We start from the raw sequence: 24,353 nt of genomic DNA, 5'->3' as shown, positions 1-24,353 counted from the left end.
CGTTTCAGGCTACTTCGCGAGGAGATCTTCGGAGATGGTGTTGCCGGAATCCACCACGATGAAGCAATCAACGCGGCGGTCGCCCCGATCCCAACTGGTGGTGCTCGGGTAAACGTTCTGCTGAAGCAGCACGTAATTGTCGGCCGCTGCGTTGAGCTTCACGTCCTTGCAAACCTCGCGCCCTTTGTCCCTGAGAGCATTGGTTCCAGGGAAGGATTCATCAGATCCGTATGTGTGGACGGCGCCGAGTTGGGCTGAGTGCTCGGTGTCGCAGGCTACGGCCCTGGCTTTTGAGGCGTTGGCATCAAAGTCGGCAAAGCAGTCGCCCACTTGGAAGTCCTTTGCCTCTGCATCGCGGGGGAGGGGGCCCGCGGTCGGAGCCGCGCTGGGCGTGGACACGGCTGCTTCGGGACGGGTGCCCAGCAGGTTGAGCAGGACCCAAATCACCACTCCGATGAGTATGAGCACGCCAACAACGATTCCGCCGATAACCAACCGCTGCCGCTTGACCGGATCACCATGAGGTTCCGGCTGTCCGTGCAGGGCTTGATCGCCCTGTGGTTCCGGCCTCCATTCCTGACCCGTGTATGGCTGTTGGCCCGCTAAGGGTTGCTGCCCAGCGTAAGCAGGCGCATTGGCGTAAACGGGTGCATGGGCATTTTCCGGCGACGCTGAGTCCCCAGCCGGCTGTGCATCCGTGGGTGGCAACGCGGGATCGGGCTGGCCTGCCGGATTGGTAACAAAGTCAGGATCGAGCTCGGGTGCGGGATCCGGTTGCAGACCTGAGGGCGGCGCCCAGGGAGCGGATGACGGTTGCTGACCCGGCGAAGGTGGTGTTTGGGGCGCAGGGGGCACTCCATCCTCGCCTTGTTCGCGTCGTGAACCGTCACGGGGTGAAGTGTTGTCCTGGCTCATATTCCGGGGTGTGCCTTCCTGCTGTGGAGCCGCATTGAGGCAGACTCTACCCAATTTTTGCTTCTCTTGGAGGTGTAACCGCGTGGTTTCAACCGTAGTCGGCTCGGACGCGGGGCCGTGGTGGCGCGCGGGCACCCCCGAAAGCATGTAATCTAGACATACGACAAATTGACCAAACATTCCGGGGCCTCACCGATAGCCAAGGTGACCACCTCCGGTCCAAGTACAAAAGGGGGTCACGCCATGGGGCGCGGCCGTCAAAAGGCAAAAGCTACCAAGCAGGCTCGGGATATTAAGTACTATTCCCCGAACACTGACTATTCGGCACTTGAGCGGGAGCTCACGGGTCCGTCCAGTCGTGTCAAGAGCCACTTCCCCGACGATCCCCCGGAGCCGGACTATTCGGCCTACGAGGACAAGTACGCGGAAGATGACGACGACGAGGTAGACACCCGTCGGATCGGATAGCTGTCGCAACCAACAGGTGCTTATGGCACTGAGTTGCGGACCGCCGTCGTACAAGGTCATCGCGCATTTCCGAATGCCGTATATCTTTTGAAAAAGGGCCTCCAGGCCACGCCATTCTTTGGCGTACCCTGGGGGCTCTTTTTTGCGTAGGCTGGAGTTCGGGCGCATCGAAAGGGAAATCCATGCCGGAGGTCGAGAGTTATCAGCAGGGAACACCGTGTTGGGTGGACCTGTCCTCCACCGACATAGAAGTTTCCAAGAAGTTTTACAGCGACCTCTTCGGGTGGGAGCTGGATGCGATGGATGCCGGAAATGGCATGACCTATTACATGGCCAAGCTCAAAGGCCGCTTCGTCGCCGGAATGATGCAGCAACTGCCCGATGCCCCGGAGGGAATGCCTTCCTATTGGGCGAACTATCTTGCCGTTGATTCCGCCGACGAGGCCGCCCGGCGCGTGGAAGGCGCTGGCGGAACCCTGCTTTTCCCTCCAGATTCGGTTCCCAACGGCAGCGGACGTATGTTTTTCGCCACAGATCCGACGGGCGCTCAGATCGGCTTCTGGGAAGCCGGCAACCATCCCGGTTCGGGTTTGGTCAACGAGCCTGGGACCATGATTTGGAATGAACTGCAGACAGATGACGTCCACAAGGCCGTGGCGTTCTACGAGGCTGTGACAGGTTGCACCAGCGAGACTGCGCCGGCCGGTGACCTGCAGGAGTACACGAGCCTGCTGGTGGATGGAAAGCGAATCGCGGGTGCCCTTAAGTTGCCTATTGAAGGCCTGTCGCCGTTCTGGATGACGTACTTCAACGTGGTGGACATTGATGACACGGTGAAGCAAGCCGTTGAGCTGGGCAGCCATATCATTGCACCGGCTTTTGATGTGCCGGGAGTTGGGCGCATGGCAGTTCTCATGGATCCAGCGGGAGCAGCGTTCAGCATCATGACAGGCTTGGCAGCATGACATCACGAAAGCACTATGCCAGTGGAGAGCCGTGCTGGGCCGACCTTCAGACACGGGACGTCGCGGCAGCCAAGACTTTCTATGAACAGGTCTTCGGCTGGACTTTCAAGGACCTGCCCACGCCGGATGGCCGCAGTTATGCGCAGGCCTTCGTCAAGGATCAGTTGGTGGCTGTGATCGCCCCGCAGAACTCCATGCAGGAGGCCGCCGGAACACGTGGCCAGTGGAACATCTACATTTCGGCCACCGACACCGAGGAAATCGCGGAGGACGCGGTCCACGCGGGAGGGAAACTCCAGTTCGGCCCAGAGGCTGTGGCCGACACCGGGGTCTTGGCGTTCATCGAGCCTCCGGGCGGCGGCACCACGGGCATCTGGCAGGCCGGCACTCATGTGGGTAGTCACTTGTTCAACGAGCCCGGGGCGTTGGCCTGGGCGGAATTGCTGACGCCCGAGCCGCAAGCCGCCGTCGCGTTCTTCCAGCAGCTTTTCGGGCATGAGGTCACCGAATATCCCCAGGACGACGGCGGCAGCTACAGCACGCTGATGGTCAAGGGCGACGAAGTGGCTGGCATAGTTCCTGCCGATGAAGGTGACGAGGCCGGCTGGCAGATCTACTTCGGCGTAGCGGAGCTGCGAAAAGCAGCGGAAGCAGCAGCGGCAGCCGGGGGCGAGGTCCTCGTTGAGCCGGAGGACAAACCCGAAACGGGGTCACTTGCCACCATTCAGGACCCGCAGGGTGGTGTCCTAAGCCTGGTACAAGTCTAGGAGGGGCAGCAGCAGAAAAGAGCGGCCGGGCGCCGCGCATATTCCCAAGTGCCTCGCAAACGGGTCGGCGCTGCCCGGATGTGGGTGTCGGACGCCCTTTTCCGCAGCGGGAACGAATATGGGTGTCCCTACTGACTCAAATGCATACAAAAAGAGCGGCCGGGCAGTCCATGACTGCCCGGCCGCTCTCTTTATGAAGCGATAACGCGCTTAGGCGTAGGCGTTCACCAAACGGACAGCGCCGCCGTCGACGCCCTTGGCGCCCTGGACGTAGTCCGGGCCGGTCTTGTCGATCGAGTCGCTGTCAGCCGAAACGGTACCCATGACCCAGGACGGCAGGCCGCGGTCGTTGAGGCGGGCCACTGCAGCATCGGCTGCTTCGGCGGAAACAATGGCAACCATGCCCACACCGAGGTTCAGCGTGCGCTCCAGGTCGGCCAGCGGAACGTTGCCGAGCTCGGAGACCAGCTTGAAGATCGCAGGCAGTTCCCAGGTGTTGCGGTCCACGGTGGCTACGAGGCCCTGCGGGAGGACACGGGCCAGGTTGGCAGCCAGGCCGCCACCGGTGACGTGGCTGAAACCGTGCACTGCTGCACTGCCCGTGACCGGGAAGGTGCGGGCGAGGTCAAGGCAGTCAGCTGCGTAGACGCGGGTGGGCTCCAGGAGTTCTTCGCCCAGCGTGCGGCCGAGTTCGGAGACCTGGCGGTCCAGGGCCCAGCCGGCGTGGTTGATGACGCGGCGGACCAGGGAGTAGCCGTTGGAGTGCAGGCCGGAGGAAGCCATGCCGATGACCACGTCGCCAGCGCGGACGCGGTCCGGGCCGAGCAGGGCGTCTGCCTCGACGATGCCTGTTGCGGCACCTGCGACGTCGTACTCGTGCTCACCCAGGAGACCCGGGTGCTCAGCGGTTTCGCCACCCACCAGGGCGGTGCCGGCCACGGAACACGCAGCAGCGATACCGCGGACGATGTCCGCGATGCGCTCCGGGACAACCTTGCCGCAAGCGATGTAGTCGGTCATGTAGAGGGGCTCAGCACCCACCACAACGATGTCGTCCACCACCATGCCCACTAGGTCAAAACCGATGGTGTCGTGGATGTCCATGGCCTGCGCAATGGCAACCTTGGTGCCAACACCGTCAGTGGACGTTGCCAGCAGGGGCTTCTTGTAGGTCAGCAGCCGGGAGACGTCGTACAGGCCAGCGAAACCGCCGACGCCGCCAATCACCGAGGAGTTATGCGTCGCCTTGATGGCGCCCTTCATGAGTTCGACTGCGCGGTCGCCCGCTTCAACGTCGACACCCGCAGAGGCGTAGGTGATACCGGAGTTATTCTCAGCGGCGGGTGTTGCGGAGCTCATACAGACTCTTTCTTGTCGGCGTCGGTCAAACGATCAGCGTCGGTAAGCAGGTTTTCGAATTCGGCGTCAGGTCCTGGATCGCAACCCGTGGCGCCCGGCTTTTCGGCAGGGTCCTCGGAATCGTCTACGGAAGCGGCCTCGTCTGCAGCAGGCAGGCCGCCCAGATCGGTGCGCTCCAGCAGGTTCTTGCCCAACTTGTCCGCGTGCGGCAGCTCGATGGGGTACTTGCCGGTGAAGCAGGCCGTGCAAAGGCGTTCGCGCGGCTGCTGGGTAGCGCCGATCATGCCGTCTTCGGAGATGTAGGCCAGCGAGTCGGCGCCGATTGCCTGGGAGATCTCCTCGATGGTGGCGCCGTTGGCGATGAGTTCCGCGCGGGACGCGAAGTCGATGCCGTAGAAGCAGGGCCACTGAACCGGGGGAGAGGAAATCTTGACGTGCACTGCGGCGGCGCCGGCTTCGCGGAGCATCCGAACGATGGCCCGCTGGGTGTTGCCGCGGACGATCGAGTCATCCACCACAACAATGCGCTTGCCACGGATCACGGATTCCAGGGCGTTGAGCTTGAGACGGATACCCAGCTGGCGCAGGGTCTGCGACGGCTGGATGAACGTGCGGCCCACGTAGGCGTTCTTGACGAAGCCGTGCGCAAACGGAATGCCGGACTGCTCTGCGTAGCCCACAGCGGCGGGTGTGCCGGACTCGGGCACCGGGATAACAAGGTCTGCCTCGTGCGTGTTTTCGCGGGCCAGCTGGCGACCCATCTCCACGCGGGCCTCGTAGACGGAGCGGCCGGCGATGGCAGCATCCGGGCGGGCGAGGTAGACGTATTCGAAGACGCAGCCGGCGGGGGTTGCCTCGGCGAAGCGCTGCGAACGGACGCCGTCCTCGTCAATGGCAATGAACTCGCCGGGCTCGATCTCGCGGATGAAGCTCGCGCCAACAGTAGCCAGGCCGGCCTGCTCGGAAGCGACAACCCAGCCACGCTCCAAACGGCCAAGGCACAGCGGACGGATGCCATAGGTATCGCGGGCTGCGTAGAGGGTTCCTTCATCCATGAAGACGAAGCAGAAGCCGCCCTTGATCTTGGGCAGCAGCTCCAGGGCGGTCTGCTCCAAGGTCTTGCCCTCTTCGCCCTCGAGGAGAGCGGTCACCAGTGCGGTGTCCGAGGTGTTGCCCTGCTTCATTTCACCGGTCAGCTGGCCATCGTTGCGCTCAAGGATCATTTCCCGAAGCTCAGCGGTGTTGGTCAGGTTGCCGTTGTGAGCCAAGGCAACCGTGCCGGTTGCTGTCGCACCCAGGGTTGGCTGCGCATTGGCCCAGTGGCTTGCACCGGTGGTGGAGTACCGGCAGTGGCCAACGGCCAGGTGTCCGGTAAGGGTGTTCAGGGTTGTCTCATCGAAGACCTGGGACACAAGGCCCATGTCCTTATAGACATTGATGCGCTTGCCGTCACTGGTAGCAATACCAGCCGATTCTTGTCCGCGGTGCTGCAGCGCATACAGCCCGTAATAGGTGAGTTTTGCTACTTCTTCACCGGGAGCCCAAACCCCAAAGACGCCACAAGCGTCCTGGGGGCCTTTTTCGCCGGGGAGAAGATCATGAGAAAGTTTTCCGTCGCCACGTGCCACTGGTCGATTGTCTCATGTTGTGGCCGTGGTACGTTCCCCCGCTGCCTATGTGACCCCTTGAATTGGCGTGTTCCCGCGAAAATGCGGTGTGTCTCACATTCGGGACCCCTGTGAAGAGGCGGGCCGGGCGCCTGACTTAGCGGACGTCGTCGTTCTCTGGTCCTTCATCCGGAACCGAGTCCGGAACGGGCTCCACCACGGCGCGCTGGGTGCGCTTGACGCTAAGGCGGTCCAGGATCAGGGCGAGGATGGAGAACAGGATGACGCCGCCGCCTGCGCAGACGATGAGGAAGAATCCGAACACCGTGCCGGCATCAAAAGCGGGGTCGGCTTGGCGGCCGTAGGCGATGATTGCAGCCACGATTGCACCGACCACGGCTCCCAGAATCATGAAGGGTACGAACTTAGGTGCCCGGCGAACCGTGATCTCGCGGCGGGCGGAGTTGGGGGTGGTGTCCTCTGAAGCCATGCCTTCAAGCGTACCTTTCTCCGCCCAAGTGACAGATAAACCCCATGTTTCCGAAGAACATGGGGTTTATCTGTGAACTCGGTGGGGGTGGCTAGCTGCCGCGGTAGGTCGAGAAGGCGAACGGGCTCAGCAGGAGCGGCACATGGTAGTGCTCGCCGGCGTCCGAAACTGTGAAGTTCAGGTCGACTTCCGGGAAGAACGTCTCCGTGCCGAGCCCCTCGTAGTAGGCGCCGGTGGCGAAGTTCAGGCGGTAAGCACCACCGGGAATCCGTTCCGGACCAAGGGTCTTGATGCGGCCATCGGCGTCGGTTTCGCCCTTCGCCACCAAGGTCCAGTCGTCACCTTCCCGGACGTAAAGTACGACGGCGACACCCGCCGCCGGGCGGCCGGAACCGGTGTCCAGGATGTGGGTTGTTACTTGTGAAACGCTCATGCGTTGACTCCTTCGCTGATCAGTCCGGAGAGGCGCAGCAGTGCGATCTCCCGCAGCTGGCCGGCCACGATTGTGTCTTCTTCTTCGGGGGTGTGGGTCAGGCGCTCTTGAAGGGCACCCAGCATTTCCTGCGCGCTGCGGCCTGCAGCGCGGATCAGGAAGACCCTGCCGAATTTTTCTTCGTAGGCCCGGTTTCCCTCGGCGAGTGCTGCTGTTGTCTGGTTGTCGCCGGGATCCACACCTGCCTGCTCCGAACGCGACATGGCCGCCTCGGTGCTCTGGGCCTTGGGACGTTCGCCAATCCGCGGGTGGTGTGCCATGGCGGACTCCACCTCGGCCGCGGTAAACGGCTCGGCGGCGCGCTGGGCTTGCCCCAGCAGCTCGTCGACGCCGGCGTAGGGGCGCGCGTCGACGATTGCTTCCACCCAGCGGCTGATGTCCAGGCAGGGGGTGAGAGTCCTGATGGCCTCGTCACGGTCAACACTGTTGAATACTGCAAGCTCCATGCTTGTGTCATCCTCATGCAAAATGCTGGCATCCATGGTGTGGGCTATGCGGAACTCCTGCTGGTACAGGAGGAAGCCCGTGCTTCAAGCTTCCGCATCATGGAACTGTTATTTCAGCATACGTAATTCAATTAAGCCGAGTGAGCGGGCTGGTGTCAAGAGACTATCGCCCTGTGACGGCGTGTGCGGACCGTGAGGTAGAGGCGATGGGCGGTAATTACCAGGGCTAGCCAGGCGATGCCAATGGCCCAGGCTGCAAGGACATCCGTCAGCCAATGATGACCTAGATAAACGCGGCTTAGACCCATGGTGAAAGCGAACACTATAGCCACGAGTACCGTGATGACCCTGGCCTTTGCGGTCTTGAGCCTGAGGATGATCAAGTAGGCCACGATTCCGGCGATCACTATTGAGTTGAGCGAGTGGCCGCTGGGGAAAGATGCCGAGTGCTCATAGGGTGGAATTGCATCTGCGATATCCGGGCGGGTGCGGCCGAAGATCGGCTTGCCGAGCAGGGTGATGATCAGGGATCCCAGTCCGGCTGCGAGCATCAGGATCACGGGTGTCCATGATCGCCTTTTGGCAGCCAGGAAAATCATGATTCCCACGGCGATGAGGGGCATTCCCACGGTGCCGCCAATATTGGTATAGGCCGTGGTGGCCATGTCCAAGGCGGGGGAGCGCGCCGATTTGGCTGCCGCCAGCACGGGATCATCCAGTCCGGCCACGCCGTCGGCTTCCGTCACCGACTCGTAGACCTCGCCGAACACAAGGGCCAGTGACAGGGCGATGCCAAGTCCTGCAATAAGCGTGATAATCAGCGCTGCATAAGGGCCGAGCAGGGACGTAACTTTTTCAGCGCCGCCTGCCAGCGCCCGGCCGGCAGGGGATTTCCAGCGCGTCAGGTCCTGCCCGGCGACGAATCGGTCTTGGCTTACCTCGCCGCTGACGCCTTGCTCGGGCGCCTGTTTTCCTTCAGTCGTCACTCTCGTCCCCTATCCGTGGCGGCCTCAGTATTGGTGAGTAACCTTAGCAGTTTGGACTTGGCGGGTCCTGAGAGGGCGGCTTTACGGCAGCGATTCGCCAACCTTGACCAGCAGCGTTTGTTCCGGTGTAAGTTCCGCGCCGTTACCCCGGAGTGGGCGGAGCTGCGGGACCGGCTCGCCCGTCGCCGGGTCCACGAGTGCGGAGTGGGCTTCGCCGGCGTTGAAGGCGTTGCGTTCGCCCCATTGCCGGAGGCTGAGGATCAACGTAAAGAGGTCTCGCCCAGCGCTCGTTAGCTCATATTCACTCCGCGTCCCGCGGTCATTCGGGATACGGGTCAGGACGCCCCTGTCCACGAGGAGGCGAAGGCGGTCCGAGAGGATGTTTTTCGCCACTCCCAGCGACCTCTCAAATTCTGAGAACCGCCGCTTGCCGTCCAGTGAGTCCCGAATGATCAGCAGGGTCCACTTGTCGCCCACGAGGTCTGCTGCCCTTGCCACCGGACATTCGGGGTCAGTCCATGCGATATCACTTGGTTGCAACATGAAACCATTCTGCCATAGGCTCGGATGGTTGCATATTGAAACCGAAAGTTTGAGGCCGGAAAAATGAGCAGTAATCAGCTGACGAAAACCACACAGGGACTCAGCCGTAGCCTCTTGCTGCTGCTCGCCGTCGTGGCCGGGTTCATGGTGTCGAACATCTACTACGGCCAGCCCCTCCTGGAGCGCATCGGTTTCGACCTGAGTATCCCCGCGGCGAGCATCGGATGGGTCGTGGCATCATCACAAGCCGGGTATCTTGTGGGGCTGGTTCTCCTGGTGCCATTGGGAGACTTGGTGGACCGCCGCATACTCATCACCGTTCAGGTGGCAGCGAGTTCTGTGGGTGCCTGTGGCGTGACCCTGGCTTCATCCCAAGCTGCCTTGCTGCTTGCGTTCGGGATACTGGGGTTGGCCTCATCCGTTGTACAGGCCATCGTCGCGTACACCGCAGCCTCCAGTACCCCGGACAAAAGGGGCGGAAACATCGGAACTGTCACCGCCGGCGTCGTGAGTGGCCTCATCCTTGCGCGGACCGTGGCCGGTGGCATGACGGACCTCTGGGGTTGGAGGTCGGTTTACATCTTTGCCGCACTTGCTGCTGTGGTCCTGTCGCTGGCAGTCCTCCGCGCCATGCCACGGGAGCAGACATCAAGGGGGAGGCGCGCTATTGGCAGGCCGTTTCATCAGTGGTGGTCCTGACGCGGCACAATCCCGTTTTCCGTACCCGTGCGCTTATCACCATGCTGCTGTTCGCGTCTTTTGGAGTGCTGTGGAGCGGCATGTCGCTGTTGCTCAGCGGTCCCTTGTGGAACCTTCCGCCGGGCGTTGTCGGGCTCTTTGGGCTTGCCGGTCTTGTAGGGATACTGGCCGCATCCAAGGCCGGTGCTGCGGCCGACCGCGGATGGGGACAACGGGTCACGGGCATCAGTTTGGTGGCGCTTCTGGGCTCGTGGCTTGCGTTGTCCCTGGGGTGCTGGTCGCTGCTCTGGTTCATCGCCGGCATCGTGGTGCTGGACGCCGCGGTGCAGGCCGTCCACGTGACCAGTCAGACCATGATCGTGGCGGGCGCCGAAGACTCGGCCAGCAGCATCATTGGCAGCTACATGGTGTTCTACTCGGTGGGAAGTGCCGTGGGAGCAGCAGCCGTTGCGCCGGTCTTCGATGCCTGGGGTTGGGCCGGTGCCAGTGTTCTTGGGGCAGTCTTCGCGCTGGGCGCTTTGGTGATCTGGGGCGTTGACCGGACACGGCTGCAGGGTGCTGGGGTGCGTTTGGTTAGCTCCGCGCAGCCCGCTGGGGTGCGTCTGGTTAGCTCCGTGCAGCAGGCTGGGGCAGAATGACCTCAACCAGCTGAAGGAGTTCGCACATGCCGCACATTCTGACGTCCAGGTTCCTGTTCGGTCCCGGCCCGAGCAATTGCTACCCCGAAGCCATGGCTGCCCTGGCCTATCCCGTGCTCGGCCACCTTGATCCTGTGTTCATCGAACGGCTCGACCACACCTGCGAAGGCCTCCGGACTGTTTGGGGTACCTCCAATGCGCGCACACTCCCGTTGAGTGCCACAGGTTCCGGCGGGATGGAAGCGGCTTTCGTGAACACCGTGTCCGACGGCGACGTGGCAGTAATCGCTGTCAACGGACTCTTTGGGGCGCGCATGTGTGAAGTCGCCCGGCGTTGCGGGGCCACGGTGATCCGCGTCGATCACGAGTGGGGCCAGCCCGTAAATGCCGAGCGCGTTCTGTCCGCGCACCCGAATCCCAAGGTGATCGCCGCCGTCCACGCTGAGACTTCCGTCGGCGTGCTCTCGGACATCGCCGCGCTGGGTGCCGGTAAGAAAGACGCCCTGCTGATCAGTGACGCCGTGACGTCCATTGGCGGACTGGAGCTCCGAGCGGACGACTGGGGGATCGACGTCGGATACGCCGGAACGCAGAAATGCCTTGGTGTGCCGCCAGGACTTTCGCCCTTCACGGTGTCCGACCGTGCCTTTGAGCGCCGCGTCAAAGATCCGCGCTCCTGGTACCTCGACATCGGGCTGCTGGGCGGGTATGTCGGCGCCGCCAGTGGTGCCCGGACGTACCACCACACAGCGCCGGTCACCATGATCGCCGGGCTCGAAGCCGCCCTGGACCGCATCCTTGCTGAGGGCCTTGAGAATGTGCAGGCCCGGCACCGTGCCGCTGGCGCGGCTTTGCAGGCTGGGCTTCAGGAGATGGGGCTCGAATTGTTCGCTGCCGAGGGCGCCCGGTTGCCGAGCCTCACCACCGTGAAAGTGCCCGACGGCGTCAACTCGGCTGCCGTCCGCGCTTACCTTCTGGAGAACTTCAGCATGGAAATCGGCTCGGGTGTCGGGGAGTTCGCGGACACTGTGTGGCGCATCGGCATGATGGGCCCGAACGCCAACGGCGCTTCTGTCACGCTGGTGCTCGGAGCGCTGAAAGAGGCCATCGCGAAAGCCTAGCCCGCACGCTCTCTCACGTCCCGCGGGTTTGGGTGGGTCGCTCGCTCACATCCCGCGGGTTTGGGTCAACTGGCGGGGATTTCCTTCGGGTCGCAGCTCTCGGACCTAACCGGGGCTGTGAGTTCGAGGTAGGCCGGGAACTTTGATCGGATGCTCACCGTGGCGCCAACAGCATCTGTGCTGCGCGTTACCACCCACCCGCCGGGGACGGGATCGATGCCGTTGAAGGCAGGGAATCCGTGCTTCTCCAGGACGGGATCGGCCGCAGCGAAGAGATCCTCAAAGTTCCTGGACGGTTCCACGATGTCCGCGCTGCTTTGCATGCTTTGCAGATAGAGCATGCATCTGCCGTCTTGGGCTGGACTCATGTCTGCCGTATCGTCCACGGCCCAGGTGATGCCGGGCATCTTCTCTTCCAGGGCGGCAACAAGTTCCGCGGTCAGAGCGTCGTACTTGGCGATGCTTTCAGCCACAGGAGCAGGTTCGGAAGTAATGGGAGGTGCCTTGCTGGGTTCCCGTTTGGTTTCGCCGGGGACGCTGCAGCCGGCAATCCCAACAGATCCCACGACAAGGGCAGCGGCCAGCGCGAAGGGGCGTGCTGATGTTCGAAGCGTGCGGCAATTCATTTAGTCCCCAGTTTCGTTTAGCGCTCGACGGCGGATCTCACCGAATGCTTTCACGCAGAGTTGTCGCGCGGCGATGGGCAGAACAACCCGTTGCGCTCAAGCGCGCGGGAGGTGATTGCGGTCGTCAAGTTTTTGAGACAGGTTTCGTTGTCGTTGTTGGTTAGGCGGCCAGGGGTTTCCGGGTGCTGGTTTTGTAGGCGGTGTGGGCGGTTAGTGGTGCTGTGCCGCCGGCTCGTTTGTTGGGTCGGCGGCGGTTGTACCAGCCTTCGATGTATTCCATCACTCCGGTTCGGGCAGCGAGCCGGGAACCGTAGCGTTGGTGGTGGTAGAACTCGGTTTTCAGGTGCGAGAAGAAGTTCTCCGCGACTGCGTTATCCCAGCACACCCCGATCTTGCCCATGGACTGGGTGACGCTGTTGCTGCCGCACCAGTTCTGGAATTCGTCGGAGGTGTACTGGGTTCCCCGGTCGGAGTGGAAGATGATCGAGGATCCGCTGAGGTGTCCGTGGTTCCGGGCCATCTGCAGTGCGGCGGTGCACAGGCTCGCGCGCATGTGGGCGGCCATGGCCCAGCCGATGACCATGCCGGAAAACAGGTCGATGACGGTGGCTAGGTAGAGCCAGCCCTCACCGGTGCGCAGGTACGTGATGTCACCTACCAGACGGGTCCCGGGCACTGATGAGGTGAAGTCCCGTTTGCCCTCTGAGTCGAGCATGTGGTTCTCAATATGTGCTGTCCTGGCCTGCGGGTCCTGAACAGTGGTGGTTTTCCAGGCTTGGGTGCGCACCGCCCGCAACCCGTTCGCCCGCATGATCGAACCGACGGTCGGGGCCGAGACCTTCACGCCCTTCTCATTGAGAATCAGAGTCAGCTGGTCCCGCCCGGCACGGCCTTCCTCATCTGTGTACAAGCTGGTGACAGCGGTGACCAGTTCCTGATGCCGGACCGCCCGCGGTGATGGCGCCGAGGGTTTGCGCCACCGGTAATACGAGGCCCGGGATACCTTTAGAGCCCGACACAGCCACACCACGGAATGGTTGGCCTTCTCCGCTTCGATGAATTCGTAGAAGTCCTCTACTTTTGCTTCGCGGCAAAGAAGGCGCTGACTTTTCCCAAGAACTCAACCTCAGCCTTCAACCGCGCGTTCTCGGCCAAAGCCTTCTGATGCTCTTCCCATTCCACGGGCCCACGATCGGGCACCGGGACCAGTGCCGGACCACCAGGGGAACGCTGACGGGCCCGCGCGAGCCAGTTGCCCAACGTGCTTTCCTTCACCCCGATCTCCTCAGCTACCTGTTTCACCGACCGATCAGTGGACAAAACCAGCTGCACTGCTTCCTCGCGGAACGCAGCGTCATATTTTCTTCTGGGCGTGGTCATCTGAAGCGAATCTCCCATCAAGCTGTCTCAGAAAACCATACGACCGCAGATAGAGCGTGGCGTTGAAGGGCACGGGAGGTGAGAGACGGTCGCGTTGAAGCGGGTGGGAGGTGATAGAGCGTGGCGTTGAAGCGCGCGGGAGGTGATAGAGCGTCGCACTCAAACACGCGGGACGTGAGAGAGGATCAGGTGTTGCGGGTCAGAATCCACGTGTTGGTGCCGTCTTGGCGCTCGAAAGTCACCGTGGTCACCAGCGCCTCGATGAGAGCCAACCCGCGCCCGGACTCCGCATCCGAATCCGGCATCGAAGCCTGCATGTCATTCGCAAATGGCTCACGGGCGTTGAACGCACTAACCCGTGCCACCAGCCGAGTGGGACGGACGCTGATGTCGACGTCGATCTCCACGGGCTTGTCCGCCACAGGAAGCGCATGCTGCACGATGTTCGCCGCAGCCTCGATGACGGCCGTAGCGAAGGTCATCCGGTCCATGTCGGGCACGAAGGAGGCGTCGTCCCACAGGGCGTCCAACTCATTGTGGATGGCCTCGATGGCTTCCTCGTTGGACGGCCCGTGAAAGCCCCGGTGGGCGATGACCTCAGTCATCGCCGAACGCAGCTTCTGCGGTGGGGTACGCCGTGAGTACCCTGTCCATGTTGGTCAGTTCCAGGACCATTTTGACCTGCGGCTGCACTCCCGCGATCCGGAGGTCACCGCCTGCCTGACGCGCAGCTTTGAGGCAGCCGATGAGTGCGCCGAGCCCGGAGGAATCCATGAAGTCGGTTTCTGCCAGGTTCACCACAACGCGGCTGGAGCCGGCGGCCACAACCTCGGCCACTACTTCCCGAAGCTTGGGCGCTGCCACCATGTTCAGCCGGCCCACGCTCTTCACCTCCGCGTAGGAGTCGTTGACCTCATAGCTAAACTGCATCTGCATTCCTCTCCTCGGGGCGCTCTGGCCCGACAACTTCGGGCACGAAACCCTTATACAAAACTGCTTTGACCAGCACGCTCAGGACCACCAGATCGAACGCAACCCATGCCACGTTCACCAGTGTGCCCAGGGGCTCGGACATTCCGGCGAGCAGCCGGATAAGGCCAACAACCAGCGCCACCGCCAGCAGCACCGCGACGATGATCTGCGGCCGGATCAGGCTCCAACTGGGCCCGCCGCTTTGCCGGGCTTTGGGGGTGACCGCGAACCCGAGGGGACGCCCGAACCAAACGTTCCGGGCCGCCGTCGTGCAGGCCTTGATCCAGGTGGGGAACAGCGCGAGGCTGTACTGCTGTCCGCGCCAGGTGGGAATGCCGTGACCGGCCACCAGGAACAGCAGTTGATTCACCACCATGAACGGGATGAAGCGGATGAAGAAGTCGAAACTGATGCTGTTGACCGGGAGGATGCCGAGCGTCAGGTAGATGATGGGCGCCGCGAAATAGACCACGGCAGCGAAGCCGCTCAGGTAGGTCCACATGGTGGAGAAGTACATGAGTCGCTGGCCCCACGTGAGCCGGCGTTGGACCAGCGGGTTCTCGCGGAGGAGGACCTGCATGGTGCCTTGGGCCCAGCGGAGACGCTGGGTCAGCATGGTCTTGACGTCCTCAGGGGCCAGCCCATTGGCGAGGATTTCGTGGTGGTAAACGCTCTTCCAACCCAGGCCATGCAGGCGCATCGCGGTGGCCATGTCCTCGGTGACGGAGATGGTGGCCAGCGGCATGATTGGCTGGGCCTCGTCGGTGCGTTCCACCGAGATGGCGTCCAGGACAGCGTGAACCGACTCGAGCGCACCCAAGGGGGACCAGTCGCGTCCGGACATACGGTCGACGGCGTCAGTCGCCACGGTGGTCACGCCCGACTCGCCGACGTGAGCGAGTTCCATGGCTGCGATCTCCTCGAGGTCCGATTGGAGTGCTGAGAAGTCGGCGGCCACGAGGGTGCGAACGGCATCGTCCACTTGGCGGCGAACCCGGTACGTGATTTCGCTGAGGGACGCTCCTGCTTCGAGTTCCTTCTGCGCGGATTCCGTAGCGGCCTCCACCTCGTTCAGCATTTGCTCCACCAGCGGGTTCTCTGCCTCGGGTGATCGGCGTGCCTTCTTAATGGCGGTACGCGAAGCGGCGAGGGCTCGCCGGACACTCTTCTCGGTGGCTTTGACGTAGCCCACCAGGCCCAGCTGCATGAGGGCTTCCCGGCGGAGGACCGCATTGGACCCGCAGAAGAAGGCGGCATTCCAGCCGTCCTTGCCCTGTTGGATGGGGCCGTAGAACAGGGGCGCCTGGCTGCCGAGGGGGTCGTCGGCGGGGACATTGATGAAGTACTGCGGAGTCTGGACGAGCGCCACTTTGTCGTCGTTGAAGTAGCCAAGCGTCTTGTCCAGGATGTCAGGCTCGGGGATCTGGTCGGCGTCGAGAATCAAGAGGTACTCGCCAGAGGTGACCATGAGCGCGTTGTTCAGGTTTCCGGCCTTGGCGTGCCGCGGCATGTCCGGCGTCCAATCGGCGCCGCGGGTGACGTAGCCGATCCCGTTGGACTCGGCGAGTTCGCGCATTTCGGGCCGGTCGCCGTCGTCGAGGATCCACGTACTGTGCGGCCAGCGGATGTCCTTGGCCGCCAAAGCCGTGGTCATCACCAGATCCAAGGGCTCGTTGTACGTGGTGATGAAGACGTCCACTGTGGCCGTCTCCGGGGCAGGGGGTGGCGGTTTCCGGAATTTGATGTTCCACACGGTCAGGCCGAACAACATGACGTCGATCAGGCTGTACGTCTCGGCAATCACCAACGGAACGGCGATCCACCACGCCTCCCAGTTCAGCGACGCCATCCACCGCCACGCTACGTAGTTGACGCCCAAAATGACCGTCAGCACAACGATCAGCCGAGTCCAGAAACGTGTCACAAATCCCCCCTTTTGCGGTCTACAGTCCTGCGTTTGGTTTTCGGCGTACGACGACGGCGGTCACGTCATCTTCGGCGGTCGCCGCAGGTGCCAACTCGAGCAGGGCGGCGCACACATCGTCTGCAGTTGCTCCGCTCCGTGCAACCTTCTCCACGTTCCGCTGGAAGTCCTCCAAGGAATTGTGGGCGTCGAGAACGCCGTCGCTGACGATCACCAGGGAATCGCCCGGCTCCAGGTCCAGCTCCGACGCAGGCCACAGCTGGTTGTCCAGGATCCCGACGGGCGGTCCGGCGGAGACCAGCCTCCGCGCCGCCCCCTCAGCGGGAACGTGCAGCGCAAGCCCATGGCCGGCGTCGATATAGCGGAGCGTACCCGAGGCGCTGTCCAGCCGCGCGTGGAACATGGTGACGAAGGAACCGGACTGGTCCAGGTCAGAGGCAATGGTGGCGCTGGCCGAGCCGAACGCAGCGTCTATGGCCGGGGTGTCCGCCACGGACCGCATCACGGCGCGGACCGTTGCTGCGATCAGTGCGGCACCCATGCCCTTGCCCATGGCGTCCGCGAACGTGAAGTGCATGCCGTCACGGGTCTGGTACCAGTCATAGAAGTCCCCACCAACGCTGCGCGAAGGGCGGAAGGCGCCAGCGACGTCGTAACCGCTGAGGCGGACCGTTTCGCGCGGCAGGAGGCTCTGCTGCACCACTGCTGCCCGGGCGAGTTCGTCGCTCTGGCCGGTGTCCTCGGCGGGCGCGGCAGGCGTGCGGGCGCGGCGGAACAGGGCACGGATGCGCGCCTGTAGTTCCTTGGGGCTGAAGGGTTTGTTGATGTAATCGTCCGCGCCGGTGTCCAGCCCGTTGAGCCGGTCAATCTCGTCGGCCCGGGCGGTGAGCATCAGGATGTAGGCGTCGGAGAATTCACGGAGGCGACGGCAGACTTCCATGCCATCGATGTCCGGGAGGTTGATGTCCAGCGTCACCAGTTCGGCGTTGGTTCTGCGGACAGCTTCGACGCCGGAGAGACCGTCAGGTGCTTCCGTCACCACGAAATCGAGCTGCTCGAGGACGAGGACGAGGAGGCCGCGGATGTCAGCGTCATCTTCGACGACGACAGCGTGGCGCACGGGTGGGGAAGAGACCATGGCTCCATTAACTAGTGCTGCTGGGTATTTGTCACGTTTAGTCACGACACATGAAACGCCCGCTCACAAAAGTGGGCGGGCGTTACACGATTTGTGCAGTTATATGCGAGAGGGATTCCCCTCAAGCACGCGGGATGTGAGAGACGGTTAGACGCCCAGCTCATCCTTGAGCGCCTGGACGTGGCCCTGCGCGGAAACCTGGTACTGGGTGAGCTTCACGGTGCCTTCGCCGTCGAGGACAACGGTGGAGCGGACCAGGCCTTCGACGATTTCGCCGTCGACCAGCTTCTCGCCCCAAGCGCCGTAAGCGAGGGCCACAGAGTGGTTTTCGTCGGAGAGCAGCGGGAAGGTCAGGGCGAATTCACCGGTGAACTTAGCGAGGTCCTCAGGGCCGTCCGGGGAGATCCCGATGACGTCGTAGCCCTTGCCCTGCAGGCTGGCGAGGTTGTCGCGGAAGTCGCAAGCCTCGGTGGTGCAGCCGGGGGTGGCTGCCTTCGGGTAGAAGTACACAATGACGTTGCGTCCGCGGTAATCGGACAGCGAGACCTTGGTGCCGTCGGCGTCGAGAAGCGCGAAATCAGGTGCTTGCGTTCCGACGAGGAGTTTCTGGGTCATGGCGATCCTTTACGTTTCACCGGCAAACAGCCGGCCTTCATTTCAAACAACAGCGGTCATGCAAATTGCGGGGGCGTTGATCTTTAACAACAGCGAACTTAGATGCTGTATTCCGCAGGTCCGCGCACTGTGGCATAGGGCCCTGGCACGAACTGGTAGCCGCCACCACGGACGGTGGCGACGGTGTGTCGGGCGGAGCCTAGCTTCCGCCGCACCCTTCCAACATAAACGTCGATCGAACGAAATGCCGCGCCGGGGAGGTCAAATGACTCCAAAAAACGTTGCAATTCTTCACGACTGATGGCCCGTGAGCAGTTGACCACGAGGTATCGCAGCAGCTTATATTCCATGCCAGTAAAGGAAACCGGCTCGCCGTCCAGCAGCACTACTTCAGCGGCGAGGTCCACCGCAAGTTGGCTGCGTCGGCTCGCCAACGTTACGGGCTCGACGGCGGTGCTGTCGCCCTCTGCTGCGCCCTCTGACTCTTTCGAACGAGTCTCCAAACGTGCCTCCGCCAGGGCATCGGCGAGTGACAGCGAACCATTGGTACCGGCGTCGGCGGCTTCCTGCGGAGTGCCGCCCCAGGAAGTGTCGCCGACGCCGGAGTGCTCTGCCCCGGTGGCGGGCCAGATGCGGACTTCCGCCTCCGGGGCAAGTTTCATGGCGCGGGCCAGCACAAGGCGTGCGGCCCGTTCCCAAACTGCGGGATCGATCTCGTCGCCCTCGGCCGGGTTGACCCAGAGCGCCAGGCCGTGTGCGGTCATGCCGTTCCGGCGCGCGGAAGACCCGCGGGCCGCGGATCCTCGCGACGGCGGTGGCCCGTAGGCATTGACTGCCATGACGGTTGACCTAAACGTTGCCGCGGCGGAGCAGCTTGCCGCCGGGGTTCTGGCCGTCGATCGGGGTGCCGCGCAGGTAGGTCTTGCGGACGACGCCGGCCAGGGGACGGCCGTCGTACGGCGTGATCGGGTTCTTGTGCTTGAGCTTGGTGACGTCCACAACGAAGGCTTCGTCCGGGGCGAAGATGGAGAAGTCGGCGTCGTAGCCCAGGGCGAGCTGGCCCTTGTTGTGCAGGCGGGCCAAAGCGGCGGGCTTCTCGGCCATCCAAGACACGACCTGCTCCAGCGGGATGCCGCGGTGGCGGGCTTCGGTCCAGATCAACGAAAGGCCCAGCTGCAGCGAGGAAACGCCGCCCCATGCCACTGCGAAGTCGCCGTTCTCCAGGTCCTTCAAATCCAGGGTGGAGGGGGAGTGGTCCGAAACGATGCAGTCGATGGTGCCGTCCTGCAGGCCCTTCCAGAGGAGCTCGCGGTTGGAGGCCTCACGGATGGGCGGGCAGCACTTGTAAGCAGTGGCGCCGTCAGGGATTTCTTCGGCCATGAGCGTCAGGTAGTGCGGGCACGTCTCAACGGTGAGGTTGACGCCGTCGCGCTTTGCTGACGCGATCATCGGCAGCGCGTCCGAGGATGAGAGGTGCAGGATGTGGGCGCGGGCGCCGGTCCAGCGGGCGCGTTCGATGACCTCGGCGATTGCCTTGTTCTCGGCACCGCGGGGGCGGGAAGCGAGGAAGGTTTCGTAGTGGTCGCCGCCGGGGTGGGGTGCGCGGTCGATCGCGTGGGAGTCCTCGGCGTGCACGATCATGAGGGAGTCGAAGGACTTGAGTTCCTTCATGTCCTCTTCCATCTCATCCGCGTCCAGATGCGGGAACTCGTCCACGCCCGAGTGCAGGAGGAAGCACTTGAAGCCGAAAACGCCTTCGTCGTGGAGCGGGCGGAGGTCGCTCTTGTTGCCCGGGATGGCACCGCCCCAGAATCCGACGTCCACGAACGCCTGGTCCTTGGCGACGACGCGCTTCTGCTCCAGGCCGTCCACGGTGGTGGTGGGCGGGATGCTGTTCAGCGGCATGTCGATGATGGTGGTCACGCCACCGGCTGCTGCGGCACGGGTGGCGGAGGCGAAGCCTTCCCACTCGGTGCGGCCGGGCTCGTTGACGTGGACGTGGGTGTCCACAAGGCCGGGGATGAGGGTTTCGTCGTCTGCGAGTTCGATGACCTCGTTGCCCGTCAGGCCGTTGCCCAGGGGTTCGATGGCGACGATGATGCCGTCGCGGATGCCAACTTCGCGGGCTGCGAGGCCGGCGGTGGTCAGGATGCGCTGGCCCCGGATAACGAGGTCATAGGCGCCGATTGCTTCAGACATTGAGGTACTCCTTGTTTTCGGTCCGTTCCGCCAGGTACACGCCTATGTGCTTACCTAATTGTTCAAGCAACGGACCTGCTTCAGCGATACATTTTTGGACATCTTTTTCCAGATCGGTCAGTGCATGGACCGTGTGGAAGCCGGCGTCCGTGAGTTGTTCACGGCTCAGGGTACTCCGGCCGCACACTGCGATCACGGGAACCCCGTTCCTCTGTGCCGCCCGCGAGACGCCCATGGGGGTCTTGCCGAGCAGGCTTTGCTCGTCCAAGCTGCCTTCTCCGGTGATCACCAGATCGGCGCCCTTCAGGCGTTCTTCAAGCTCAGTGAATTCAAGCACGACGTCGATACCCGGCCGGCGCTCTGCCTTCAGTGCCGCTATGGCTATGTAGCCAACGCCGCCTGCCGCTCCGGCGCCTTCGGCTTTGGCCGCAAACTTGGCGTGCTGCCCGGTTGCTGCTGCGAGCACGTCCACGAAGTGGCTCAGTGCGGCGTCGAGCGAGGTGACGTCGTCCGGCGTCGCGCCCTTCTGTGGACCGAAGATGGCTGGGGCTCCGCTGGCCCCCAAAAGGGGATTGTCGACGTCGGACGCCAACACGAACTCCGTGGCCTCGATGCGGACGTCGAAGTTGGAGAAGTCGATGCTGTCTATTCCCGCGAGGGCCGCGCCGCCTCCGGGGAGCTCGTTGCCGTTCTTGTCCAGGAAGACGGCGCCGAGGCCCTGCAGGACTCCCGCGCCGGCGTCGGTGTTGGCGCTGCCACCCACACCCAGGATGATCTTGCGGCAGCCGAGGTCCAGTGCGGCGCGGATGAGTTCGCCCGTGCCGATGCTGGTTGCGGTTTTGGCCGTTTCAGACGTGGGGCCGGCAGGAAGGAGGGCGAGACCGGAAGCTGCCGCCATTTCGATGACAGCCTCCTGGTCCCGCACCGCGAAGTCGGCCTTCACCGGCTCGCCGAGCGGGCCGGTGACTATGGTGGTCCGGCGGGTGAAGCCGGAGCCGATGGCGGCGTCGATGGTTCCTTCGCCGCCGTCGGCCACCGGAATGCGTGTTGCTTCAAAACCCTTCGAACCGAACCCCGCGAGCAAGCCTGTTGCCAGGTGCTTGGCGACGTCGGGCGCGGACAGCGAGCCCTTGAATTTGTCCGGGGCGATGACAACACGCATTCCGGTGCCTCCTTCCTTTACTTACTTACGCTTTGGTCAGGATCGCGGTGGGTGCGTCCGCCGCGGTTTCTGCCAACTCTTCGAACTCGTTCACGCCGTTGATCTCAACGCCCATGGAGATGTTGGTGATCTTTTCCAGGATCACTTCAACAACCACGGGAACCTTGAACTCGCCCATGAGTGCCTTGGCCTTGTCGAAAGCGGCAGGCAGATCGTTCGGGTCCTCAACGCGGATGGCCTTGCAGCCCAAGCCTTCGGCAACCTTGATGTGGTCAACGCCGTAGCCGTTGGTCTCCGGGGAGTTGATGTTCTCGAACGCCAGGGAAACGTTCTGTTCCATGTTGAAACCGCGCTGGCTCTGACGGATCAGGCCCAGGTAGGAGTTGTTCACCACAACGTGGATGTAGGGCAGGTTGAACTGCGCGCCCACGGCCAGTTCCTCGATCATGAACTGGAAGTCGTAGTCACCGGACAGGGCAACAACGGTGGCGTCCGGGGTTCCACGAACAACGCCCAGTGCAGCGGGAGCGGTCCAACCCAGCGGGCCGGCCTGGCCTGCGTTGATCCACTTGCGGGCACCGAACACGTGCAGCATCTGTGCGCCGGCGATCTGCGACAGGCCAATGGTGGACACGTAGGTGGTGTCGCGGCCGAAGGCCTTGTTCATCTCCTGGTACACGCGCTGCGGCTTGATGGGCACGTTGTCGAAGTTGGTCTTGCGGTGCAGGGAGCCCTTGCGCTCCTGGCACTCGGCAACCCAACCCGAGTAGTCCGGCAGGGTCTTTGCAGCCTGGCGTTCGCGGGCCAGCTCCAACAGACCGTCCAGCGCCGCACCGGCGTCGGACGCAATGCCCAAGTCCGGCGAGAAAACGCGACCGATCTGGGTCGGCTCGATGTCGATGTGAACGAACTTTCGGCCTGCCGTGTAGGTGTCCAGGCCGCCGGTGTGGCGGTTGGCCCAACGGTTGCCGATGCCGATCACGAAGTCGCTCTGCAGGAACGTCTCGTTGCCGTAGCGGTGAGAGGTCTGCAGGCCAACCATGCCGGCCATCAGCTGGTGGTCATCCGGAATGGTGCCCCAACCCATCAGCGTGGGGATAACCGGAACGTTTAGGATCTCGGCCAGCTCAACCAGCTGGGCCGAAGCGCCGGCGTTGATGATGCCGCCACCGGCAACGATCAGCGGGTGCTTGGCAGCGGTCAGCAGATCCAGTGCCTTTTCCAGCTGCTTGCGGGAAGCCTTGGGCTTCTCCACCGGCAGGGGCTCGTAGGCGTCGATGTCGAACTCGATCTCGGCCATCTGAACGTCGATGGGCAGGTCCAGCAGAACCGGGCCCGGGCGACCCGAGCGCATCAGCTGGAAAGCCTTCTGGAACGCGCCGGGAACCTGGCCCGGCTCCAGGATAGTCATAGCGAACTTGGTCAACGGCTTGGCGATGGACTCGATGTCCACGGCCTGGAAGTCTTCCTTGTGCAGCTTGGCTACCGGTGCCTGGCCGGTGATGCAGAGCATGGGGATCGAGTCGGCCTGGGCTGCGTACAGGCCAGTGATCATGTCCGTGCCTGCGGGGCCCGACGTGCCGATGCAGATGCCGATGTTGCCATCAGCTGCGCGGCTGTAGCCGTCGGCCATGTGGCTGGCGCCTTCAACGTGGCGGGCCAGCGTGTGGCGGATGCCGCCGTGGGCACGCATTGCTGAGTAGAAGGGGTTGATCGCTGCGCCGGGCAGACCGAAAGCTTCGGTTGCGCCTTCCTTTTCCAGGATGGCTACGGCCGCATCAACGGTGCGCATCTTTGCCATGGTGTACTCCTTGTTTTTGCCCTTGCGGGCGAAGTCTGTGGTGTTTTTGGGTGTGGTGAGGGAGCCGCCGTCGTTTATATACGACGGCGGGTTCCCTGCTTTGTGTTGCTTGGTGCCTTGGGCGGGTGCTTTACTTCCGGCCGCTGAGCTGGAGGACCTGCTTGAAGAGGCCCGAGTGGTCGAGGCCGCCGTCGCCCTGGTTGACGGTTGCGGCGACGAGCTGGGCGACGACTGCGCCGAGCGGGACAGCGACGTTGGCTTCGCGGGCTGCGGAGGTGACGATGCCGAGGTCCTTGTGGTGGAGGGCCAGGCGGAAGCCGGGGTCGAAGTTGCGGTCGAGCATCTTCTGACCCTTCTGGTCCAGGACCTTGGAACCGGCCAAGCCGCCGCCGAGGACCTTCAGTGCTGCGTCGGTGTCTACGCCGTAGGCCTCAAGGAAGGCGATGGCTTCGCCGAGGACCTGAATGTTGACGGCTACGATCAGCTGGTTGGCTGCCTTGACGGTCTGGCCTGAGCCGGACGGGCCGACGTGGACGATGGTCTTGCCCACTGCGTTGAGGACATCCTGTGCTGCCTCGAAGTCCTCCGCGGAGCCGCCGACCATGATGGACAGAACGGCGTCGATTGCGCCCTGTTCGCCACCGGATACGGGAGCGTCGAGCGGGCGGATGCCGGCTGCTACTGCGTCGTCCGAGAGGCGCTTAGCGACATCCGGGCGGATGCTGGATGCGTCGACCCAGATAGTGCCCTTCTTCGCGTTAGCGAAGACGCCGTCCTTGCCGCTGACTACACCCTCAACATCGGGGGAGTCCGGGACCATGGTGATGACGACGTCGGCGTCCTTGACTGCGTCCGCGATGCTGGTGGCACCCTGGCCGCCCTCGGAGACGAGCTTGTCGATCTTGTCCTGGCTGCGGTTGAAACCGGTGACCGTGTGGCCGGCCTTGACGAGGTTGATGGCCATGGGGAGGCCCATGATTCCGAGTCCGATGACTGCAACGTTGCTCATTGTGGTTCTCTTTCTGGGGAAGTCTGTGTG

At 63.1% G+C, this 24,353-nt stretch carries 26 protein-coding genes; 6 read left to right on the top strand and 20 right to left on the bottom strand.

The window, feature by feature from the left end; all coding sequences use genetic code 11:
* Window positions 1–9 precede the first annotated feature (9 nt).
* On the bottom strand, window positions 10–915 hold the full coding sequence (locus ACNAOT_RS19690; protein WP_420179070.1) for a septum formation family protein: 906 nt from the start codon (window positions 913–915) through the stop codon (window positions 10–12).
* Window positions 916–1,158: 243 nt separating this feature from the next.
* Here ACNAOT_RS19690 and ACNAOT_RS19685 point away from each other — a divergent pair, with 243 nt between their 5' ends.
* From ACNAOT_RS19685 to ACNAOT_RS19675, 3 genes are all read left to right on the top strand, one after another.
* A complete protein-coding gene (locus tag ACNAOT_RS19685) occupies window positions 1,159–1,383 on the top strand; it encodes a DUF3073 domain-containing protein (RefSeq protein WP_011776148.1) in 225 nt (74 codons plus the stop codon).
* A gap of 182 nt (window positions 1,384–1,565) precedes the next feature.
* A complete protein-coding gene (locus ACNAOT_RS19680; protein WP_420179069.1) occupies window positions 1,566–2,348 on the top strand; it encodes a VOC family protein in 783 nt (260 codons plus the stop codon).
* On the top strand, window positions 2,345–3,115 hold the full coding sequence (locus tag ACNAOT_RS19675; protein WP_420179068.1) for a VOC family protein: 771 nt from the start codon (window positions 2,345–2,347) through the stop codon (window positions 3,113–3,115). The genes ACNAOT_RS19680 and ACNAOT_RS19675 overlap by 4 nt, the downstream gene beginning before the upstream one ends.
* A gap of 210 nt (window positions 3,116–3,325) precedes the next feature.
* Here ACNAOT_RS19675 and purM read toward each other — a convergent pair whose 3' ends face one another.
* The 7 genes from purM to ACNAOT_RS19640 form a co-directional block, all read right to left on the bottom strand.
* Window positions 3,326–4,474: a phosphoribosylformylglycinamidine cyclo-ligase gene (purM, locus tag ACNAOT_RS19670; RefSeq protein ID WP_091470140.1), complete on the bottom strand. Its 1,149-nt coding sequence runs from the start codon at window positions 4,472–4,474 to the stop codon at window positions 3,326–3,328.
* A complete protein-coding gene (gene purF / locus ACNAOT_RS19665) occupies window positions 4,471–6,102 on the bottom strand; it encodes an amidophosphoribosyltransferase (RefSeq protein ID WP_091470142.1) in 1,632 nt (543 codons plus the stop codon). The genes purM and purF overlap by 4 nt, the downstream gene beginning before the upstream one ends.
* Window positions 6,103–6,238: 136 nt before the next feature.
* A complete protein-coding gene (locus ACNAOT_RS19660; RefSeq protein WP_014922809.1) occupies window positions 6,239–6,571 on the bottom strand; it encodes a hypothetical protein in 333 nt (110 codons plus the stop codon).
* 91 nt (window positions 6,572–6,662) lie between these two features.
* On the bottom strand, window positions 6,663–7,004 hold the full coding sequence (gene uraH, locus ACNAOT_RS19655) for a hydroxyisourate hydrolase (RefSeq protein WP_017199951.1): 342 nt from the start codon (window positions 7,002–7,004) through the stop codon (window positions 6,663–6,665).
* A complete protein-coding gene (gene uraD / locus ACNAOT_RS19650) occupies window positions 7,001–7,510 on the bottom strand; it encodes a 2-oxo-4-hydroxy-4-carboxy-5-ureidoimidazoline decarboxylase (RefSeq protein ID WP_420179067.1) in 510 nt (169 codons plus the stop codon). The genes uraH and uraD overlap by 4 nt, the downstream gene beginning before the upstream one ends.
* A gap of 155 nt (window positions 7,511–7,665) precedes the next feature.
* Window positions 7,666–8,496, bottom strand: a complete 831-nt coding sequence (locus tag ACNAOT_RS19645; protein WP_420179066.1) for a phosphatase PAP2 family protein — start codon at window positions 8,494–8,496, stop codon at window positions 7,666–7,668.
* An 81-nt stretch (window positions 8,497–8,577) separates the two neighbouring features.
* Window positions 8,578–9,039: a winged helix-turn-helix transcriptional regulator gene (locus tag ACNAOT_RS19640; RefSeq protein WP_420179065.1), complete on the bottom strand. Its 462-nt coding sequence runs from the start codon at window positions 9,037–9,039 to the stop codon at window positions 8,578–8,580.
* Window positions 9,040–9,102: 63 nt separating this feature from the next.
* Between ACNAOT_RS19640 and ACNAOT_RS19635 the strand changes: the two genes are divergently transcribed.
* Genes ACNAOT_RS19635 through ACNAOT_RS19625 form a run of 3 tightly spaced genes read left to right on the top strand, consistent with a single transcriptional unit; the run spans window position 9,103 to window position 11,497 of the window.
* Window positions 9,103–9,738, top strand: a complete 636-nt coding sequence (locus ACNAOT_RS19635) for an MFS transporter (protein WP_420179064.1) — start codon at window positions 9,103–9,105, stop codon at window positions 9,736–9,738.
* Window positions 9,726–10,376: a hypothetical protein gene (locus ACNAOT_RS19630; protein ID WP_420179063.1), complete on the top strand. Its 651-nt coding sequence runs from the start codon at window positions 9,726–9,728 to the stop codon at window positions 10,374–10,376. Before ACNAOT_RS19635 ends, ACNAOT_RS19630 begins: the two co-directional genes overlap by 13 nt.
* Window positions 10,377–10,402: 26 nt before the next feature.
* Window positions 10,403–11,497, top strand: a complete 1,095-nt coding sequence (locus ACNAOT_RS19625; RefSeq protein ID WP_420179062.1) for a pyridoxal-phosphate-dependent aminotransferase family protein — start codon at window positions 10,403–10,405, stop codon at window positions 11,495–11,497.
* A 65-nt stretch (window positions 11,498–11,562) separates the two neighbouring features.
* On the opposite strand, the gene ACNAOT_RS19620 is transcribed toward ACNAOT_RS19625, so the two are convergent.
* The 12 genes from ACNAOT_RS19620 to ACNAOT_RS19565 form a co-directional block, all read right to left on the bottom strand.
* Window positions 11,563–11,970 (bottom strand): hypothetical protein, encoded by a 408-nt coding sequence (locus ACNAOT_RS19620; protein WP_420179061.1) that lies wholly within the window; start codon window positions 11,968–11,970, stop codon window positions 11,563–11,565.
* A gap of 313 nt (window positions 11,971–12,283) precedes the next feature.
* Window positions 12,284–13,503, bottom strand: a protein-coding gene (locus tag ACNAOT_RS19615; protein WP_420181171.1) for an IS3 family transposase whose coding sequence is annotated in 2 segments (ribosomal slippage) — window positions 12,284–13,236 and window positions 13,236–13,503 — 1,221 coding nt in all. Because the reading frame shifts where the segments join, the coding sequence is not laid out codon by codon here.
* A 185-nt stretch (window positions 13,504–13,688) separates the two neighbouring features.
* Window positions 13,689–14,108: an ATP-binding protein gene (locus tag ACNAOT_RS19610; protein ID WP_420179060.1), complete on the bottom strand. Its 420-nt coding sequence runs from the start codon at window positions 14,106–14,108 to the stop codon at window positions 13,689–13,691.
* Complete coding sequence (locus ACNAOT_RS19605; protein ID WP_091470163.1) at window positions 14,101–14,433, bottom strand: STAS domain-containing protein; 333 nt, start codon at window positions 14,431–14,433, stop codon at window positions 14,101–14,103. The genes ACNAOT_RS19610 and ACNAOT_RS19605 overlap by 8 nt, the downstream gene beginning before the upstream one ends.
* Window positions 14,423–16,399 carry a glycosyltransferase family 2 protein gene (locus tag ACNAOT_RS19600; protein ID WP_420179059.1) on the bottom strand — a complete coding sequence of 659 codons (1,977 nt, stop codon included), beginning with the start codon at window positions 16,397–16,399 and terminating at the stop codon, window positions 14,423–14,425. Before ACNAOT_RS19600 ends, ACNAOT_RS19605 begins: the two co-directional genes overlap by 11 nt.
* A 19-nt stretch (window positions 16,400–16,418) precedes the next feature.
* Entirely contained in the window at window positions 16,419–17,537 is a 1,119-nt protein-coding gene (locus ACNAOT_RS19595) for a PP2C family protein-serine/threonine phosphatase (RefSeq protein WP_420179058.1), read from the bottom strand.
* A gap of 147 nt (window positions 17,538–17,684) precedes the next feature.
* Window positions 17,685–18,152 carry a thioredoxin-dependent thiol peroxidase gene (bcp, locus tag ACNAOT_RS19590; RefSeq protein ID WP_420179057.1) on the bottom strand — a complete coding sequence of 156 codons (468 nt, stop codon included), beginning with the start codon at window positions 18,150–18,152 and terminating at the stop codon, window positions 17,685–17,687.
* 98 nt (window positions 18,153–18,250) lie between these two features.
* A complete protein-coding gene (locus ACNAOT_RS19585; RefSeq protein ID WP_420179056.1) occupies window positions 18,251–18,991 on the bottom strand; it encodes a winged helix-turn-helix domain-containing protein in 741 nt (246 codons plus the stop codon).
* A 10-nt stretch (window positions 18,992–19,001) separates the two neighbouring features.
* Window positions 19,002–20,351: an allantoinase AllB gene (gene allB, locus ACNAOT_RS19580; RefSeq protein ID WP_011776129.1), complete on the bottom strand. Its 1,350-nt coding sequence runs from the start codon at window positions 20,349–20,351 to the stop codon at window positions 19,002–19,004.
* Complete coding sequence (locus ACNAOT_RS19575; RefSeq protein ID WP_420179055.1) at window positions 20,344–21,513, bottom strand: glycerate kinase; 1,170 nt, start codon at window positions 21,511–21,513, stop codon at window positions 20,344–20,346. Before ACNAOT_RS19575 ends, allB begins: the two co-directional genes overlap by 8 nt.
* 25 nt (window positions 21,514–21,538) lie before the next feature.
* Window positions 21,539–23,314: a glyoxylate carboligase gene (gene gcl, locus ACNAOT_RS19570; protein WP_364305879.1), complete on the bottom strand. Its 1,776-nt coding sequence runs from the start codon at window positions 23,312–23,314 to the stop codon at window positions 21,539–21,541.
* Between the two features lie 130 nt (window positions 23,315–23,444).
* The gene (locus tag ACNAOT_RS19565) at window positions 23,445–24,323 is read right to left on the bottom strand and encodes a 2-hydroxy-3-oxopropionate reductase (protein WP_420179054.1); all 879 of its coding nucleotides are present in this window, start codon (window positions 24,321–24,323) and stop codon (window positions 23,445–23,447) included.
* Between the last annotated feature and the right edge of the window lie 30 nt (window positions 24,324–24,353).

The organism is Paenarthrobacter sp. TA1.8 (assembly GCF_048595705.1).
Taxonomy (GTDB): Bacteria; Actinomycetota; Actinomycetes; order Actinomycetales; family Micrococcaceae; genus Arthrobacter; species Arthrobacter nitroguajacolicus.
Note: the sequence above shows the minus strand (reverse complement) of the source record. Positions and strands in the feature narration are given on the sequence as shown.

Bases quoted from the DNA above. Each gene is read 5' to 3' on its own strand.
- ACNAOT_RS19690 (WP_420179070.1), bottom strand. From the start codon at position 915: ATGAGCCAGGACAACACTTCACCCCGTGACGGTTCACGACGCGAACAA.
- ACNAOT_RS19685 (WP_011776148.1), top strand. From the start codon at position 1,159: ATGGGGCGCGGCCGTCAAAAGGCAAAAGCTACCAAGCAGGCTCGGGAT.
- ACNAOT_RS19680 (WP_420179069.1), top strand. From the start codon at position 1,566: ATGCCGGAGGTCGAGAGTTATCAGCAGGGAACACCGTGTTGGGTGGAC.
- ACNAOT_RS19675 (WP_420179068.1), top strand. From the start codon at position 2,345: ATGACATCACGAAAGCACTATGCCAGTGGAGAGCCGTGCTGGGCCGAC.
- purM (WP_091470140.1), bottom strand. From the start codon at position 4,474: ATGAGCTCCGCAACACCCGCCGCTGAGAATAACTCCGGTATCACCTAC.
- ACNAOT_RS19660 (WP_014922809.1), bottom strand. From the start codon at position 6,571: ATGGCTTCAGAGGACACCACCCCCAACTCCGCCCGCCGCGAGATCACG.
- uraH (WP_017199951.1), bottom strand. From the start codon at position 7,004: ATGAGCGTTTCACAAGTAACAACCCACATCCTGGACACCGGTTCCGGC.
- uraD (WP_420179067.1), bottom strand. From the start codon at position 7,510: ATGGAGCTTGCAGTATTCAACAGTGTTGACCGTGACGAGGCCATCAGG.
- ACNAOT_RS19640 (WP_420179065.1), bottom strand. From the start codon at position 9,039: ATGTTGCAACCAAGTGATATCGCATGGACTGACCCCGAATGTCCGGTG.
- ACNAOT_RS19635 (WP_420179064.1), top strand. From the start codon at position 9,103: ATGAGCAGTAATCAGCTGACGAAAACCACACAGGGACTCAGCCGTAGC.
- ACNAOT_RS19625 (WP_420179062.1), top strand. From the start codon at position 10,403: ATGCCGCACATTCTGACGTCCAGGTTCCTGTTCGGTCCCGGCCCGAGC.
- ACNAOT_RS19610 (WP_420179060.1), bottom strand. From the start codon at position 14,108: ATGACTGAGGTCATCGCCCACCGGGGCTTTCACGGGCCGTCCAACGAG.
- ACNAOT_RS19605 (WP_091470163.1), bottom strand. From the start codon at position 14,433: ATGCAGTTTAGCTATGAGGTCAACGACTCCTACGCGGAGGTGAAGAGC.
- ACNAOT_RS19595 (WP_420179058.1), bottom strand. From the start codon at position 17,537: ATGGTCTCTTCCCCACCCGTGCGCCACGCTGTCGTCGTCGAAGATGAC.
- bcp (WP_420179057.1), bottom strand. From the start codon at position 18,152: ATGACCCAGAAACTCCTCGTCGGAACGCAAGCACCTGATTTCGCGCTT.
- ACNAOT_RS19585 (WP_420179056.1), bottom strand. From the start codon at position 18,991: ATGGCAGTCAATGCCTACGGGCCACCGCCGTCGCGAGGATCCGCGGCC.
- allB (WP_011776129.1), bottom strand. From the start codon at position 20,351: ATGTCTGAAGCAATCGGCGCCTATGACCTCGTTATCCGGGGCCAGCGC.
- ACNAOT_RS19575 (WP_420179055.1), bottom strand. From the start codon at position 21,513: ATGCGTGTTGTCATCGCCCCGGACAAATTCAAGGGCTCGCTGTCCGCG.
- gcl (WP_364305879.1), bottom strand. From the start codon at position 23,314: ATGGCAAAGATGCGCACCGTTGATGCGGCCGTAGCCATCCTGGAAAAG.
- ACNAOT_RS19565 (WP_420179054.1), bottom strand. From the start codon at position 24,323: ATGAGCAACGTTGCAGTCATCGGACTCGGAATCATGGGCCTCCCCATG.